This window comes from Evansella halocellulosilytica (assembly GCF_002335745.1).
Lineage (GTDB): Bacteria > Bacillota > Bacilli > Bacillales > Salisediminibacteriaceae > Bacillus_CA > Bacillus_CA halocellulosilytica.
Genome location: NZ_NIST01000001.1, coordinates 2,281,318 through 2,298,041, shown reverse-complemented (window position 1 = coordinate 2,298,041; position 16,724 = coordinate 2,281,318). Strand labels below are relative to the sequence as shown.

The window sequence follows — 16,724 nt, the reverse complement described above, 5'->3', positions numbered from 1 at the left end:
ACTCAAAAACTGTAGCAGAATCGATTAAAAAGCACCGTGTACATACTAAAGAATCGTTTTGGAGAAGAACAGAAAATTATCGTATTGCATTGCTTTATCTTCTCCCCTCCATTGTGTTGTTTAGTCTTTTCATGTTTTATCCGATGATCAATTCTCTTTATTTAAGCTTTTTCTTTACAGATGCCCAAGGTGAGCCAACTACTTTTGTTGGTTGGGAAAATTATTTGTATTTATTTCAGTCAGAATCTTTTCGTAAAAGTGTTGTTGCAACCTTACTCTTTGTGCTGTATACGGTGCCTCCTAGTGTCATACTCGCCTTATTTCTTGCGTTGATCGCAAATGAAAATTTAAAAGGAATTGGCATATTCAGGACAATTTTTGCTTCCACTCTTGGAATGAGTGTAGCAGCATCAGCGGTCATATGGCTTTTTATGTTCCATCCGACAGCAGGGGTTTTGAACAGCTTCTTATCACTTATAAACCTCCCTTCTGTTAATTGGCTGCAAGATTCAACAATGGCACTCATCTCAGTCGCGATCACGACCGTTTGGATGAATACTGGGTTTTCTTTCTTAATTATTCTTGGCGGGCTGCAAAATATTGATCGTGACCTTTACGAAAGTTCGAGAATTGATGGTGCTAGTTATTTTTATCAACTACGTCGAATTACGGTCCCTATGCTATCACCTACTTTATTTTTCATAATTACTATCACATTTATCAATTCCTTTCAATCATTCGGTCAAATCGACATTTTAACAGGTGGTGGACCAGCTGAAGCGACAAATTTAATTATTTATTCAATTTATCGTGAAGCATTTATTTATTACCAGTTTGGTCCTGCCAGTGCACAGGCGATCCTCCTGTTTTTAGCTGTTCTAGTATTAACATTACTTCAATTTAAATTCGGAGAAAGGAAGGTTCATTATCAATGATTAGGAAACTATTCTTATATTTTTTGCTAACACTTTCAGCATTGGTCATGTTCTTTCCAATTTTGTACGCATTCTCTGTTAGCTTTATGCCTAGTCAAGATGTGATGAGCCGGGCTGTAATTCCGAGTGAGCCTACAATCGAAAACTATAATTACATTTTCAATTCAGTCCCGATCTTACATTATTTAATGAACAGCTTTATCGTTTCGTCTATCGCGACTTTAGGAATGTTGATCGTCAGCGCTTTAGCTGCATATATTTTTGCTTTTGTGCCGTTCAAAGGAAGACAAGCCGTGTTTTTATTATTCATCTCGACACTATTAATTCCTTGGGAAGCAACGATGATTCCGAACTTTTTAACGATCCAATCATTCGGATGGATGAATAGCTACTTAGCGATGACCGTCCCGTTTTTTGCATTAGCCTTTGGTACCTTCCTTCTACGTCAACATTTTAAAACCGTTCCACTCGAATTACATGAAGCAGCTCAAGTAGAAGGCTTATCAAAATTCCAATTTTTTTATAAGGTGGTGATTCCTTACGCAAAAACGAGCTTTGTCACATTAGGTATTTACGGTTTTCTAACCACATGGAACATGTATTTATGGCCACTTCTTGTTACGACAAATGATACAGTGCGAACCGTTCAAATTGGTCTTCGTAGACTGCAAGCTGACGAAGTTGCAACTAACTGGGGCGTCGTAATGGCAGGAGTTGTCATCGTCATTGTCCCTACATTACTTTTACTGACAGTCGGACAGAAACAGCTTCAAAAAGGCTTGACTAAAGGAGCCATTAAATAGCATTCATTTTTAGGAGGTTTATTAATGAAAAGAATCATGTTATTTTTCGTTATTTTTGCAAGTCTCTTAATCGGAACTGCTTGTAATGATGAAGAAACAGCTGCTGAACCAAATGATCAAAATGATGATAATAACTCTGAAGAAAATGACGAAGTAAACGATGAAGGAAATGAAGAAGATGTAGAAGAAAGTCAACAAAATGGTGATGACATCGTAGAAATTGAGTTCTGGCATGCAATGGGTGGCGGCTTAGGTGACACGCTAGAAGCACTTGTTGAGGAGTATAACAACTCTCAGGAACAATATGTGATCATTCCCGAATATCAAGGATCCTACGAAGAATTGTTAACTCAATTCAGAACAGTCGGTGGCACAGAAACAGCTCCTGGATTAATTCAAATGTTTGAAGTAGGAACGAAGTATATGATCGAAAGTGACTATATTATTCCTGTTCAAGAATGGATTGACCAAGATGGCTATGACATTCATCAGCTTGAAGAAAATATTTTAAGCTATTATACGGTCGATGATCAACTTTACTCGATGCCATTCAACTCATCAACACCTGCTCTTTATTATAATATCGATATGTTTGAAGAAGCAGGACTAGATCCGGAAAACCCACCATCGACATTTAATGAAATAAAAGAGGCAGCAGAGTTGTTGACAATCGATGATACATATGGGTTTTCAATGCTCGGATATGGTTGGTTTTTTGAACAGCTAATGGCTACACAAGGGATCGACTATGTAAACAATGATAACGGCAGAAGTGATGAAGCAACAGAAGCTAATTTTGACAACGAAGAAGGCCTTCGCGTATTCGAATGGTTAAATGACATGAATGAAGCTGGAACATTTAATTACTTCGGACGCGACTGGGATGATATTCGAGCTGCTTTCCAAACTGAAAATGTTGCTATGTACATGGACTCTTCTGCAGGGATCAAAGGTGCCGTTGACAACGCTCCGTTTGAAGTCGGCGTCACATTTATTCCGCATGCCGATGAAATTGAACGAAACGGTGTTGTCATTGGAGGAGCATCCGTTTGGATGGGGGATGGCATTAGTGAAGGGCAGCAGCAAGGTGCTTGGGATTTTATGAAGTTTTTCAATGAACCAGAAGTTCAAGCAGCTTGGCACGTCAATACTGGATATTTCGCAACAAACCCAGCAGCGTATGACTTAGACATTGTAGCTGAGGAGCATGACTCTTACCCTCAATTAAGAGTTCCAATTGATCAATTACAAGAGACGATTCCTTCGTCTGCAACACAAGGCGCATTAATTACGGTTTTCCCTGAGTCTCGTGAACAAGTGGTCACAGCACTTGTAGGTATGTACCAAGGAACTTCTCCTGAGGAAGCGTTAAATCAAGCAGCTGAAGGAACCAACCGTTCGATTGAAGTATCACAACGCGCATCTGAATAATCCAATCATGAGGCTGTCCAAAAAGGGTCAGCCTCTTTTTTAACATTAATTTTAATTTACTTGCCCGAATCGCTTATGGCAGACACTTTCACCTCTAGGCACAAGTGCGACATCTACTCACGCTACACTTCGTTTGCATTTGCAGTGTCTTCTTTTTCGCGGGCAACGCTTCAGCCTTTATTAACTAGGTTGTGACTCGGTCTCTTTTCAGTTTCAATAATTTGCAGATAGAATGTGGCATTTTATGTTTACTTTGGTATACTAACATCAACATCTATAAAGGAGCGTGATGGTTTATGAGCATTGTATTTAACCGAAAGTCGCATAGAAAACAGCAACGAAACAGAGAGGATGTCGCTTTTTAACGATTAAGCTTTATCCTCCTGTTATTTTGAAGGAGGAAATATTTTGTACGATTTAAATGAATTAGGGTTTGACACTTACTTTCAAGAACAAATAAAAGACACTCAATTTACGATTGGCCGTGTAGCTAAGTCTGCGAACGGCATATATCTGACTTATTCAATTAATGGTAGCTATCATTGCGAAGTATCCGGAAAATTTTTTCACCTTGCTGAAGATGCTCGTGATTTTCCTAGCGTAGGTGATTGGGTACTGTTTGACTGCACAACGACAGATTCAAAAGGGATTATCCATGAAGTGTTAGAACGTAAAAGTCTTTTATCGCGCCATGCTGCCGGTGAAAAACAACAGGAGCAGCTAATGGCTGCGAACGTTGACACTGTATTTCTCGTGAGTGCATTGAATAATGATTTTAACCTGAGAAGAATGGAACGTTATTTAACTCAAGTGTATGAAAGCGGAGCATCCCCGGTATTAATTTTGACGAAAAAAGATTTATGTGATGATGTCGATGAGAAAATAAGTCAAGTTGAGGAGGTCGCAATTGGAGTTCCAATATTAACAGTGGACGCTCTTCATAATGAAGGAATGGACCAGCTTATACCTTTTCTGCATCCTGGTAATACGATTTCACTCCTCGGTTCTTCAGGTGTCGGTAAATCGACATTAATTAACCGTCTCCTCGGCGAAGAAGTCCAGAAAACTCAAGGGATCAGGGAAGATGATGCAAAAGGGCGCCATACGACAACACACCGGGAACTATTCATTTTACCCGACGGAGGTGTCATCATCGACACACCAGGGATGCGAGAATTGCAATTATGGTCAAGTGAAGATGCGGCAAGTCAAACGTTTCAAGATATTGAAGCACTTGAAAAACGATGTAAATTTCGCGACTGTCGTCATGACACCGAACCTGGTTGTGCAGTAAAAAAAGCAATTGACACAGGCGACCTCTCCAAAGAACGATACAAGAGTTTCCGCAAACTTCAGCGTGAAGCAAGATTCCTCGATCTTAAGAAAAAGTACGGAAGTCAAAGAGCTAGCCGTATCCAGGCTGATGAATTGTTAAAAGGGAAATGGTAAATGGATTAGAGCTAAGAGGCGTGCTCCTCTTAGCTTCTTCTTATTGTTGCTTCGTCTGCTTTCCTACGTTAACCGCAGTATCACTGATGATGAAACTTAACCGTAGCCTGCTTAACCATGCTTCTGAATCATTAAGTTCATTCGACTTGTTAATGTCATCAATATACTGAAGTCCATTAACAGCCCGATAGTCGACTTGCATGTTAGCAATTCGACCTACGATCATCGCCCATTCTGCATCTGTCATTTTTTCCTTAGAATATTGCTTGATGTATTGTGCAATTTTTCGAGAAAAAGCACAAGATCCAGCAGTAATATCGACTTCACTTCCAAGCTCTAAAGAACATATTCGATTCGTTATTTTTTCCGTCTCAATCCATTCTTCAGGGTGGGATTGAAAGGCTCTTTCTGTTCTGCCTAATATTAAATAATGATGATTAGTGATGTCTTTGACGACTTCCTTAAGTTCTGACAAATGATTTTTTGCCCATGCCAATATTCGGTCAAAATCACAATAATGGAAGTAGTCGCTATCCCCTGTCAGCCCGAACGCGACCGTCTCTCTTCTAGCATGAGCAGCGCCTCGTTTTGGAATGAGCTTCGTTTGAAAACTACTGCTCTCCAATGTTTTTATTAATAAAGGGGATGTTTCATCACTAATCGTAATAAATAACTCTGAATATAGTCTTTCTAATTCCGGTCGGAGCTGATTAAATAATACTGTACTTTTCCCATTTGGATCATGAACAACCGTAATAAGTGCTACTTCTCCCATCAATCTCCCTCCAACAGTCTTTGCATAAATAACTCTGGCTGATCTATCGTTTTAAAACCATATTTTTTATATAATGTATGGGCATCTTTCGTTACGAGCATAAAGCGTCGCAATTTTTTAAGGTCATCATGATTGGCGATTAATCTGATTAACCATTTTGCGAGTCCTTTTTTTCTATACGTAGGAATAATAAATACATCTGCTAAAAATCCAAAGGTTGCAAAATCTGTAATAACACGTGCAAAGCCGATTTGTTCACATTGATTGGAACCTGGTTGACCTCGAAATACACCAAAGCATAACGGGCTGTTAACAATTGATTTTTCTACAATGTCTTTCGATCTCCCTTTTGCCCAGTAGGATTCTTCACTTAAAAACGCATGGATGAAACTCATATTTAAATAGTCTTTGTTCGTACATACAGAAAAATCATCCTTTACCCATATTTCCATCCTTATCTCCCCTTCCTTTAAAACTATTTTTCAAGTCGTGATCATTTATATTACTAGATTCCCTTTTAATACCGTTATACAATCTCCACTTAACTGAACATGATCCTGTGTTAGCTGAATCGACACTTCTCCGCCGCGCTCTGAATCTTGATATGCAGTAAACTCTGTTTTATGTAAACGTGAACTCCAATATGGTGCCAATGAGCAATGAGCCGAACCTGTGACATAATCCTCTTTTATTCCAATCTTCGGTGCGAAATACCTCGATACAAAATCATAGCTTCCGGTTCCGCGACTCGTTACAATCACACCCGTCCCATCAAGTTCTCTCATTTTTTCAAAATTGGGCGCTATACAGTGAATCACCTCTTCGCTCTCGACTTCAACGATATATCGGTCACTTGCCCAAGAGCATGATTGAATAGAACAACCAAGTATTTCATTCAGTTGATTCGGAGTCTCAACCATCGTTGAATCGATTTTTGGAAAGGTTAATTGAATCTTCTTTCCCTTTTTTTCTGCATACAACTCACTAGTATTTGATTGAAAGGAGATCCGTTCACTTGTCTCATTAAACTCATTCCATAATATATGTGCTGCACCTAATGTTCCGTGACCGCATAATGGAATTTCCTTCTCAGGAGTGAACCATCTAATTTGATAGGGATTTCCATTATGTTTTAATAGAAAAGTTGTGATAGATTGATTCATTTCGGCCGCGACACTACTCATCCAACTTTCAGAATGCTCGTTTTGTAAAAAAACAATCGCTGCTGGGTTTCCTTTAAACGCTTTGTTTGTAAATGCATTGACGAAATAAATGTAAACTGACATTTCATTCACCTCAATTGTTGACCTTTACAAGGATAAAAATGATGTATTGTCATCACAACTATCCATTTCCATGATTATCCCTGAATCCGTGATAACAGGTGTTGATATGCCATCCATCTACTCGCTTTCACCTCTAGGTACAAGTGCGACATCCGTTCATGCATCACTTCGTTTGCATTCACAGTGTCTTCTTTGCCGCGGGCGAACCGCAAGTCTCCTCAAACTCCACTTCGTTTCGTTCTGCGGGGCATGGCCAGGCTCGCTTTTCCCGCAGGAAAGAGGATTGCTTCTTCGAAAATACATCGATTTGTCTCGACGGATATACGACAGAGCCATACTAGTAGAGGAAGAGACAGTCTCGTAGATTCCTGTCATATCAACGGTACTCTTATGTATTACTGTTTTTAAGTTTACTAAATAAACCTCACAAAAAAATGCTTTTTGTAAGCTGTAAAAATGATATTATCACAAAAAGTTACGTTGAAAAAGCTGAATATATTCGCTTAAATGTTAGAAACCACGGACTATGATTACCAAATTTCAAATAGACCCTGCGAGCGTGTGATACCATCTTCGATGCTAGAATTATTAAATTATGGATTACAGTTTTCACTCGTCGCCGGAACACTTTTTATACCTAATGCACGATAGAAGAAGGGATCTTTTCGGAATGGTTCAATATGGTCAAAATCGTTCTTACTCTGACATAGAATCCCGATATAAGATGTGATGACATCACCATTTCTAATGGCTGGAGCAGATTTTATCTCAGGAACATTTAAGCTAGTTAAACGAGTGGAGAGATCCGTTTTTGATAAAAGTAAACCAATTAGACTTAATCCAGAATGAGTGGATAAAGTTTCATCAGAGACTTCTAAAATAAATTTCAACAATAACACCTTCCTAGTAAATAAGAATTTGAATAAAATAATAGTTCCTATTCTAATTATAACAAGGTTTGAAGACTTAATTTATGAAGAATCTTCTGTTCACTCGAAGAAGTGAATGGCGGCGACTCCAGGGGGAACAGCGCGAGCTGAAGACCCCGCAGACGCTAGTCTTTGCGTTGAGGAGGCTGAGGCCGTGCCCGCGGAAAGCGTCCGCCAGTTACGGATTCGAGTATTTAATCCACCAAGTTAAATCGAAAGATTTTTAGGATTCATACAAAGAATAAATTAATTCATCACGGATTCAGGTTATCGTTATTTTAACATAAATATCCAATTCCCTTATCGACTTTTCTGTTTTAAGCTGACAATTCCTTATTAAGGAAAGGTCGTGGTAAACTATAAAATAACTCCATCTACTTTACATGGATTTAGCAGGAGGGGAGTACAATTAGCGACTATAACAAAGACGAACAGAATAAAGAAGAAAATAACCAACAGCCTGAAGAAGAATTATTCTTTGATGGTGAAAAGTATTATACACGTGAAGAATTTTTCAATCCACCAGATGAGGAAAATGAAGAGAATGAACCGCACCGAAAAAAGAACCGGCGATGGTTGAAAGTTACAATAGCTTCGATGATCGCCGTTGCTTTACTCGGAAACGTTTTTTCAATCTGGCCGCAAATCTTTAACTTAGCGTCGATTGAATTTATTTCAGTCTCTAGAGAGCTATCACAAAATGAAGATGTTCAGTTATATAAAGAATCGATTGTCGTTGTCAGTGACGGAAATAGTAAAGGAACAGGCTTTCACATTTCAGAAGACGGTCACATCTTAACGAATCAGCATGTTGTTGACGGACGATCCTCTGTCGTTGTCACCTTTGAAGGTGGTGACATGTATCATGCGGAGGTCGTGAGGACGTATGATGACATCGATATTGCCTTATTAAAAATGGAAACAGACGATTCTGACCACCCTGTGCTTGATTTTGAAGAATGCTGGGAGCCTAGTCAGCAAGTATATTTTATCGGTAACCCTTTATTTTTTAATTACATCGCGAACAAAGGGAACATTCTTGATCTGACACCTGATCGTGACATACCGATGCTGATGGTTGATGCACCGATATATAAAGGCAACAGTGGCAGTCCTGTCATCAATGAAGATGGCAACGTGATTGCTGTCATATATGCAACATCAAGAGTCGACTATGAAGGCTCACGCAAACGAGTCGGCCTTGCAGTTCCAGTTGAGTACTTTATTGAGGATATGGAGCTTAAAGATGACCTGTAAACTAAAACTTTGGGCTTTTTTCGCATAGATTGTTGTTTTATTAACAATTCGAAGCAATGATCTTATAGAAAACGGTCAAAACTTTTTTCTAATGTGTATAAAATTCATGTACTTATTCGTTGGATACACTGAAAATAAAAAGGAGGTTATTATGAAATCGACAACAACATCATTTAATGAAAAGTCACGTGAATTATACAAGGAGTTTGATCAGTTAATCGATGAATACCGTACAGACCTATGGCAATATTGCAAGTATTTAACCGGTTCTCCTTGGGACGGTGAAGACCTTTTTCAAGAAACAATTCTTAAAGCATTTGGCGGCTTTTATCAACTTTGGCAGCCGACAAACCCAAAATCATATTTATACCGTGTCGCGACAAATACTTGGATTGACCACTGTCGACGGGAAAAACGGTATGTCGGAACGTTAGAAGAAGTTGATAAGCCATCTGAACCTTTTTCAGACACACTTGAAATTGAAGAGGCATTAGAACATTTAATTGGATTATTTGCACCTAGACAGGTTGCTGTTTTTCTCCTTTTTGAAGTCTTTAAGTTTAAAGCTGCAGAAGTAGCGAGTATCGCAAGGACAACTGAAGGTGCGGTATATGCAACCGTCAGAAGAATGAAACTGAAATTATCAAAGGAAGAATATCCTATGAAAAAGAAAGCTTCAGTCAATAATGCGAAGCAAAATCATTCAGATGTCATTCAAGCTTATTTAAAAGCGATTAACGAAGGGGACCTTGAGGCGATGCTCGCTCTCGTCAGTGATTCTGCTCATAATGAAGCCTCTCTTGGCTTTCATGAGTTTTCGAAAGATGAAATGCGAAAAGGCTCAATGCAGTATGGCCTGCCTGGACACCGTGCTAAACAGTATGTTTTATGGGGGAAAAGCGTGATCATCGTTTTTGTTGATCAGGACGGCGAATCTTTCATTCATGATATTCAATACCAAGTAGTAGAAAACGAAAAAATTGTCTATCATAAAAGCTACTTCTTTAGAAAAGAATTTATTTTTGAAGCAGCAAAAGAAATCGGCGTACCGCCTCAACTGAATAAGCCGCCAGTACAATGGTAGCACCATCCCACTAAGTTCACATACAGCCATCGGCATACACGGTGGCTATTTTCTATTAAGCAAAAAATTGGTCAATGGAATATAATAGAAAATAACTTTAGTGAAAGGAATGAATCGATGTTTATTAGTGATAGAATCATGCTGAGAAAAGTGACAGAACAAGATGCCGAAACATACTATAAATGGCGTAATGACCCTGAAGTCATGCAGAATACTTCTCCTCACCTTGACTTATTTACCATGTCTGAAACCGAGGAATTCATTAACAGTATTGTCCGTTCATCTACTTCGAAAAGCTATATGATAGTAGCAAAAGAAAGCAAGCAACCGATCGGTATCATTTCGTTAATCCATCTTGACTATAAAAACCGAAATGCTGAATGTATTATCGACATCGGTGAAAAAGAATATTGGGGAAATGGTTATGGAAAGGAAGCGATGCAGCTTCTTCTTAACTATAGTTTTCGAGAGTTAAATTTACATAAAGTTTACTTACGAGTTTTTTCATTTAACGAGAGAGCTATTCGTCTTTATGAAAAAATCGGCTTTTCTAAAGAAGGAGAATTAAAAGATCAGCTATACAGAAATGGAAAGTGGTACAGCATTATTCATATGGCTTTTTTTCAAAAAAACTATATGAAATATCATTCATTATAAAAGGAGGGTTTGCCATGACTGATGATTTTTATTGCGATGAAGTGTTGAGCGGTAAAACGGAAGTAAATAAAGTCATGGAAACTGAAAACGTATTAGCCTATTATCATACGAAACCATTTTGGCCTGTACACATCGTCACGATTCCAAAAAAACATATTTCATCGTTAATCACACTGGAGGAAAGCGATAACGAACTACTTATTGAGTTATTTTCAGTCATAAAAGAAGTTGCCGCAAAAGTGACTGATAAGTATGGGGCATGCAGGGTCATCACAAATTTAGGTAACTATCAAGATTCGAAGCATTTACATTGGCACATTGTTTCAGGCGAAGCGATCAAAAAATAATCATGAGAATGTTCGAAAAGTTTTGGAAAAATAGCTTTCGCATCTGTGCGTTGATTTATTTCTCCGTTACTCACGTATTAAAACCATATGCCCTACTACTTAAAACTGGTGAATTCAGGTACAATAGCCATGCGAAAGACTTTCCTAATTTGAGAGTACTTTGCATGGCTTTCTTCATAGACTATCTACAATGTTAAGAATCAGCATGAGGACAATATGGACATTTATTCTGGTTGGGTAATTCTTTGTATAAACAGCAAGTGATGCGTTTATACTCTGCTGCTGATTGTTCGAACGTGCGACCTGAAAGGAACTTTCGAAATATCGAGCTACGCATTTCTGGCTGCCAAACCTCATCTTGCAATAACTCTTCCACATCTTTTTTCCCTTGGGCTGTTTCAATGGAACCGTACATCCACTGGACGTATCCCCAAATATTTTCCCACAAGATGAGCTTCGAAATGTTCCCTTTCTTCGCCATATCATCAACGATCGGCTGTCCATATTTTTTTAGAATATAGGCTAAGTCTTCCTCTCCTGCTTCTCTTATATAGGCAGGATGTATTTCAAAAGACAATCCCCCTGCAGCTTCCGCTATATATATTTCATCAAGTGGACCATCCCATATGAACTGGTGAGCTTTTAAATAAAGCTGTGCAACAATAAAAAAGCCGTACCGGCGCATAAAGACTGAAGTTGCTACAGAGTCTGTCGGTGCGCCCGAGTCAGCTTTAATCTCAGCAATCAATGAATGAAAACTTTGATTGACCGTGTCCTCTATCGTTAAAAATCCTTTTGGCTCAATTGATACATAGACCGAAAATCGTTTTAAATCTTCAATTTTATACACTTTTTAACGCCTCTTGTACGTTAGGAAGCACACATCGACCACGACCAAATGGAATACAATGAGGAGTTCCAAAAATCGGATCTTTTGCTACTTGACACTCCATGTCAAATACTTCACGGACTAGATTACAATCGATAATGTTTTCAGGACTTCCTTGATTAAATACCGCTCCATCTTTTATCGCAATAATGTTGTGCGCATAACGAGAAGCTAAATTAATGTCATGAAGCACCATAATAATCGTACGTGAGTCTTTTTCATTCAACTCAAACAACAAATCCAAAATTTCAATTTGATGAGTCATATCTAAAAATGTCGTTGGCTCATCAAGTAAAATCACTTCTGTATCTTGAGCTAAAGTCATGGCAATCCAAGCACGCTGGCGTTGCCCGCCTGATAACTCGTCAACAGGGCGATCTTTCAGCTCATAGACACGTGTTGCTTTCATCGCCTCTTCAACCTTTTCTGTATCTACTTCCGTCCATTTTTTTAACCATGATTGGTGAGGGTAACGTCCTTGTTTGACCAAGTCATAAACAGTTAACCCTTCAGGCGATACAGGTGATTGCGGCAAGATTCCCATTTTCTTTGCAACTTCACGAGAGGACATTCGATTAACATCTTTACCTTCCATTAAAACAGACCCTTCTGCAGGCTTCAATAAGCGTGCAATAGAACGCAGAAGTGTAGATTTCCCACAACCGTTACTTCCGACAAAAACAGAAATTTGCCCGCGAGGAATCGTTAAGTTTAGTTTTTCAAACAGGTATTGGTCATTGTATCCGACCGATAAATCATTTGTTTGGATCGATGTTTTCATTATGTCCTTCCTCCACTCCGAACTAATTGAAAATATTTCTCATTAGAATTAATGATAACATATAAGTATATCAGTTGAGAATATTTTTCAATTAAATTCACAAAAACTATTTACAAATTTAATAATCAGCTATACACTAATTATCGTATTGAGAATGATTATCACCATCATAATATATACACATAAGCATAATGGAGGTTTCACGATGAAACGACAACTAGCAATGATACTTACTTTATCTACTATTTTATTAGCAGCGTGCTCTTCGGAAAATGAAGAAACGCCTGTAAACGATGAAGCTGGCGATCCAGTAACTTTTGAAGGTGTTAATGGAGAAATTACGCTAGATGAACCTGCAGAAAACATCGTTGTTCTCGAATGGACTTATGCAGAAAACTTATTAGCCTTAGGGATTCAGCCTTCCGGAATGGCTGATATCCAAGAGTACGGTGAGTATGTCAACATTGAACCACAGCTCGACGAAAGCGTAACTGATGTTGGTGGCAGACAAGAACCAAACCTTGAAGCAATTGCTGCTCTCGAGCCAGACTTAATCGTCGGCGTAAGCTTCCGTCATGATACTATGCTTGAAGATTTAGAATCAATTGCACCGACAGTTATTTTCAATCCTTACCCTGAAGATGAAAGTATCGATCTTTATGAAGAAATGGAAGTCACTTTTAATGAAATGGCAAAAGCTACAGGCAAAGAAGCAAAAGCTGAACAAGTAATGGCAGATCTAGATGAAAAATATGAAGCTGCTGCATCAGAAATTGAAGCTGCTGACCTTGAAACAAATGATGTCATTTTAACGCTCGCTTATTCTGGTGCACAAGCACCTGAAATTCGTGTTTTCACACCGAACTCAATGGCTTCGATTATTTTAGAAAAAATTGGCTTAAATAACGTCCATGAACCTGAGCAATTCGAAGCCTTTGGATCAAGCACATATAATGTGGAAGGTCTCGTCAAATATGAAGACGCCAACTACTTATATACGGTTCCGGATGATGACAACATTTATGAGAATCAATTGCAAGGAAACAGTGTATGGGAAAACTTAACGTTCGTTCAAGAAGATAGATTATATGACCTTGGTGCAGATACTTGGTTATATGGAGGCCCGTTATCCGCTGGCACGTTAGTTGAACAAATTACAACGACGATGGTGAATGGCGAATGATTGCGGGAAAAATAAAGAAGTCCTTTGTCCTCCTGACAGGGGGCTTTTTCTTGCTTATTCTATTATCGTTCATTCATCTCACTCAAGGTCAAGCAGAATATTCAATTACAGAGCTAGTGAATGAGGTTTGGTATGAAGGAAGGATTCAAGATATCGTCTTATCGATGCGTCTTCCACGCCTCGTCATCGGGATTCTTGCTGGCGGAGCACTTGCAGTTTCAGGAGCTGCTTTACAAACATTAACGAAAAATCCGTTAGCTGCTCCCGGTACATTAGGAATTAATGCAGGTGCATTTTTCTTTGTTATCATTTCGGCGATTTTTTTCCCGAGTTTTCTAGGAAACTTACCTTTTCTAACTGCGCTGCTTGGGGCGATTTTGTCTTCAGTGATGGTTGTTGCGTTGTCAGGTCGTCAAATGGAACCAGTGAGAGTTGCCTTAACGGGTATGATTATCTCGTTACTATTTGCATCTATGACTGGTACATTACAGTTACTATTTGAAAATAAGACGAATGGACTTTTCCTTTGGGGCTCTGGAACGCTCGTTCAATTAAACTGGGACGGCGTCTCATTTGCCGCTCCGATGATTATAATCGCATTTGTCGGGATGCTTATCATTGCCAAGCCTTTAGATACATTATCACTCGGTGAAGATGTCGCTTCTTCACTTGGTCAAAATGTCTCAGCAATCAAACTCTCAACTTGGGCATTAGCGATTACACTTGCAGCTGTTACGGTCAGTGTTGTTGGGCCAATTGGATTTATTGGGTTGATGGCTCCTCACATCGTTCGCATGCTAGGTATTAAAGGACATCTAATGATATTTGTTCACTCCTTTTTATGGGGAGGGATTATGCTCGTTGCAGCTGATGTATTAGGACGGCTTATCCAGCCAGGGCAAGAAGTTCCTGTCGGTGCAATGACAGCATTAATCGGTGCACCGTGGCTTCTCTACTTAGCATGGCGTACAGCAAAATCGATGAAGCGTTCTGATCGTCAAATGGGCGGAACAACAACCCCAATTAAGTTAACAGTGATTATTCCAATTATGATTATACTAATTGCTTTAACAAGCATCCTTGCCCTTTCCTATAATGGGCAAGCATGGACAATTGAATGGCTAAACCCTGTCGTATGGAATTTCAGAATTCCACGTGTGCTTACTTCTTTTCTCGTCGGAATGATGTTAGCCGTAACTGGTGTACTGTTACAAGGTGTGTTACGTAACCCATTAGCCGATGCAAGCGTTATTGGGATTACCTCAATGGGAGGGGCAGGAGCGATGCTATTACTCGTTATGTTCCCTGCTATTCCACCTGCTTACATGCCATTAGGGGCGGTTTTCGGGGCAATTACTGCGTTGCTTATTATTTTAACAACCGCATGGAAAAATCAATTTCAGCCGATGCTCGTCGCATTAATGGGGATAGCGATAACCGCATTCGGATCGGCAGCTACCCAAGTGTTTGTCGTCAAAGCACAACTTGCTGTCTCTTCAGCACTAGTATGGCTGTCAGGTAGTACGTACGGAATGGGTTGGAACGATGTTCAATATTCGTTCTTTTTATTCCTTATTTTCATAGGGCCAGCTATATACATGACAAGAAAGCTTGATACGTTAACATTTGGCGATGATGTTGCGGCTGGTCTTGGCTTATCCGTACGTTCTGCTCGTGTGTGGGCATTACTAATCGGTGTTGCATTAAGTACGGCAGCAGTCTCTCTAGTTGGAACGATCGGTTTCATCGGACTCGTTGCTCCGCATATTGCAAGAAGGTTAGTAGGGTTTCGCCATCTCCCGCTCATTCTCGTCTCAAGCTTATTAGGCGGATTATTGCTTGTAACAGCTGATTTTATCGGTCGAGTCATCATTGCTCCGCAAGACATTCCGAGTGGGCTCGTCGTTGCATTGATTGGAACTCCATATTTACTCTATTTATTGAGAAAAATGAAATAAGGATTATTTATAAAGGGCTGTCTCTATAGTCATGATATATGACTAATTGAATACAGCCTTCTTTTCGGTTATCGAATGGTCGCTTTTTCTAATTTGCTAGAAATGAAAGTTTTTAGACTTCTGTCACTGGTCAACCTGCCCACTGCATATAGTATTATAAATTGTGCAAAATAGGAGGACCAATTATGTATTATTACTACCCCTACTATCAACATGGATATTATCCTTTTATCGAAGGAAACCGATATAATCAGCATCCTTACCATTCGTATGATCGAAGTTTTACTGTGAATCCTCATGACATGTGGCGGCAGCAGACAGTTAGAGGGCAAGCTTCTTGGACTGAAGGCGGACCTGTCACACAATGTAATATCCCTTGGTCCCATAATGATTATATGACTGCTGCTGTGGGAGCAAATGCTCCATATCAATGTGGCCAAATGTTAAGAGTAAAAAATATAACTTCTCCAGATCAAGAAGAGATATCTGTCATGGTCGTAGACCAAGTTCCTGGATACCCGCCAAATAATATCAACTTACATCGAAACGCCTTTGAAGCATTAGGTGCAGATCCAAATGTCGGCATCATTCAAGTTGAAATTACACCAGAGGAAGATGAAGAAAATGCTTGGGGACGATATTTACTGAGGATCGTTCAAACTGCGTATACTGGCTATGATGTGTTGGATTATACTCGAACGGAAGAAACTGAAGTATCACCGACTCAAATTATAGAAACGTATGAATATCGACTGCAATCTCCAGAGGAAACCATTTCTGTTCGTGCCAATATCACTTACAATCCTCAAACGAACCAAGTCGTTTCATTAGATTTAACTGAATTATAAACCCTTTCTTGCAAAAGTCCTGTTTTGTAATTTGTATATTAACAGCTTACAAACAGGACTTTTTGTATGTTCAGTATATTTTCTTGACTAACTCTCTTATTACGTAACTTTC

Annotated in this window: 17 protein-coding genes and 1 pseudogene; 11 read left to right on the top strand and 7 right to left on the bottom strand. The window is 39.2% G+C overall.

Annotation, left to right across the window (positions count from 1 at the left end):
• Positions 1-23: 23 nt before the first annotated feature.
• The 4 genes from CD001_RS10895 to rsgA all read left to right on the top strand — a co-directional run bounded on the left by CD001_RS10895 (position 24) and on the right by rsgA (position 4,618).
• Positions 24-935 (top strand): carbohydrate ABC transporter permease, encoded by a 912-nt coding sequence (locus CD001_RS10895; RefSeq protein ID WP_142303660.1) that lies wholly within the window; start codon positions 24-26, stop codon positions 933-935.
• A complete protein-coding gene (locus tag CD001_RS10890; RefSeq protein ID WP_096187742.1) occupies positions 932-1,738 on the top strand; it encodes a carbohydrate ABC transporter permease in 807 nt (268 codons plus the stop codon). The genes CD001_RS10895 and CD001_RS10890 overlap by 4 nt, the downstream gene beginning before the upstream one ends.
• 24 nt (positions 1,739-1,762) lie before the next feature.
• Entirely contained in the window at positions 1,763-3,169 is a 1,407-nt protein-coding gene (locus CD001_RS10885) for an ABC transporter substrate-binding protein (protein WP_096187740.1), read from the top strand.
• A gap of 408 nt (positions 3,170-3,577) precedes the next feature.
• The gene (gene rsgA, locus CD001_RS10880; protein ID WP_096187738.1) at positions 3,578-4,618 is read left to right on the top strand and encodes a ribosome small subunit-dependent GTPase A; all 1,041 of its coding nucleotides are present in this window, start codon (positions 3,578-3,580) and stop codon (positions 4,616-4,618) included.
• A 40-nt stretch (positions 4,619-4,658) separates the two neighbouring features.
• Here rsgA and CD001_RS10875 read toward each other — a convergent pair whose 3' ends face one another.
• From CD001_RS10875 to CD001_RS10860, 5 genes and pseudogenes are all read right to left on the bottom strand, one after another.
• Entirely contained in the window at positions 4,659-5,393 is a 735-nt protein-coding gene (locus CD001_RS10875) for a hypothetical protein (RefSeq protein WP_096187736.1), read from the bottom strand.
• Positions 5,393-5,845 carry a GNAT family N-acetyltransferase gene (locus CD001_RS10870; RefSeq protein WP_096187734.1) on the bottom strand — a complete coding sequence of 151 codons (453 nt, stop codon included), beginning with the start codon at positions 5,843-5,845 and terminating at the stop codon, positions 5,393-5,395. Before CD001_RS10870 ends, CD001_RS10875 begins: the two co-directional genes overlap by 1 nt.
• A gap of 45 nt (positions 5,846-5,890) precedes the next feature.
• The gene (locus tag CD001_RS10865) at positions 5,891-6,679 is read right to left on the bottom strand and encodes a PhzF family phenazine biosynthesis protein (RefSeq protein ID WP_096187732.1); all 789 of its coding nucleotides are present in this window, start codon (positions 6,677-6,679) and stop codon (positions 5,891-5,893) included.
• 475 nt (positions 6,680-7,154) lie between these two features.
• Positions 7,155-7,301, bottom strand: a pseudogene (locus CD001_RS27300) (IS1380 family transposase); the annotation flags it as partial.
• Positions 7,273-7,572 (bottom strand): hypothetical protein, encoded by a 300-nt coding sequence (locus CD001_RS10860; RefSeq protein WP_142303576.1) that lies wholly within the window; start codon positions 7,570-7,572, stop codon positions 7,273-7,275. The gene CD001_RS10860 and the pseudogene CD001_RS27300, both read right to left, overlap by 29 nt.
• A 612-nt stretch (positions 7,573-8,184) precedes the next feature.
• On the opposite strand from CD001_RS10860, the gene CD001_RS10850 reads away from it, so the two are divergent.
• From CD001_RS10850 to CD001_RS10835, 4 genes are all read left to right on the top strand, one after another.
• Positions 8,185-8,865: a S1 family peptidase gene (locus tag CD001_RS10850; protein WP_096187727.1), complete on the top strand. Its 681-nt coding sequence runs from the start codon at positions 8,185-8,187 to the stop codon at positions 8,863-8,865.
• A gap of 151 nt (positions 8,866-9,016) precedes the next feature.
• Positions 9,017-9,949 (top strand): sigma-70 family RNA polymerase sigma factor, encoded by a 933-nt coding sequence (locus CD001_RS10845; protein WP_096187725.1) that lies wholly within the window; start codon positions 9,017-9,019, stop codon positions 9,947-9,949.
• A gap of 117 nt (positions 9,950-10,066) precedes the next feature.
• On the top strand, positions 10,067-10,606 hold the full coding sequence (locus CD001_RS10840; protein WP_096187722.1) for a GNAT family N-acetyltransferase: 540 nt from the start codon (positions 10,067-10,069) through the stop codon (positions 10,604-10,606).
• A 14-nt stretch (positions 10,607-10,620) separates the two neighbouring features.
• Positions 10,621-10,953, top strand: a complete 333-nt coding sequence (locus CD001_RS10835; RefSeq protein ID WP_096187720.1) for an HIT domain-containing protein — start codon at positions 10,621-10,623, stop codon at positions 10,951-10,953.
• 193 nt (positions 10,954-11,146) lie between these two features.
• Here CD001_RS10835 and CD001_RS10830 read toward each other — a convergent pair whose 3' ends face one another.
• Both CD001_RS10830 and CD001_RS10825 read right to left on the bottom strand, forming a co-directional pair.
• Complete coding sequence (locus CD001_RS10830) at positions 11,147-11,803, bottom strand: hypothetical protein (protein ID WP_096187718.1); 657 nt, start codon at positions 11,801-11,803, stop codon at positions 11,147-11,149.
• Positions 11,796-12,623 (bottom strand): ABC transporter ATP-binding protein, encoded by an 828-nt coding sequence (locus CD001_RS10825; RefSeq protein WP_096187716.1) that lies wholly within the window; start codon positions 12,621-12,623, stop codon positions 11,796-11,798. Before CD001_RS10825 ends, CD001_RS10830 begins: the two co-directional genes overlap by 8 nt.
• Before the next feature lie 205 nt (positions 12,624-12,828).
• On the opposite strand from CD001_RS10825, the gene CD001_RS10820 reads away from it, so the two are divergent.
• The 3 genes from CD001_RS10820 to CD001_RS10810 all read left to right on the top strand — a co-directional run bounded on the left by CD001_RS10820 (position 12,829) and on the right by CD001_RS10810 (position 16,612).
• Positions 12,829-13,806, top strand: coding sequence for an ABC transporter substrate-binding protein (locus CD001_RS10820; protein ID WP_096187714.1), 978 nt, complete (start codon positions 12,829-12,831; stop codon positions 13,804-13,806).
• A gap of 50 nt (positions 13,807-13,856) precedes the next feature.
• Positions 13,857-15,764, top strand: a complete 1,908-nt coding sequence (locus tag CD001_RS10815; protein WP_257009783.1) for an iron ABC transporter permease — start codon at positions 13,857-13,859, stop codon at positions 15,762-15,764.
• A 185-nt stretch (positions 15,765-15,949) separates the two neighbouring features.
• Positions 15,950-16,612, top strand: coding sequence for a DUF3889 domain-containing protein (locus CD001_RS10810; RefSeq protein WP_142303575.1), 663 nt, complete (start codon positions 15,950-15,952; stop codon positions 16,610-16,612).
• The last annotated feature ends 112 nt before the right edge of the window (positions 16,613-16,724 follow it).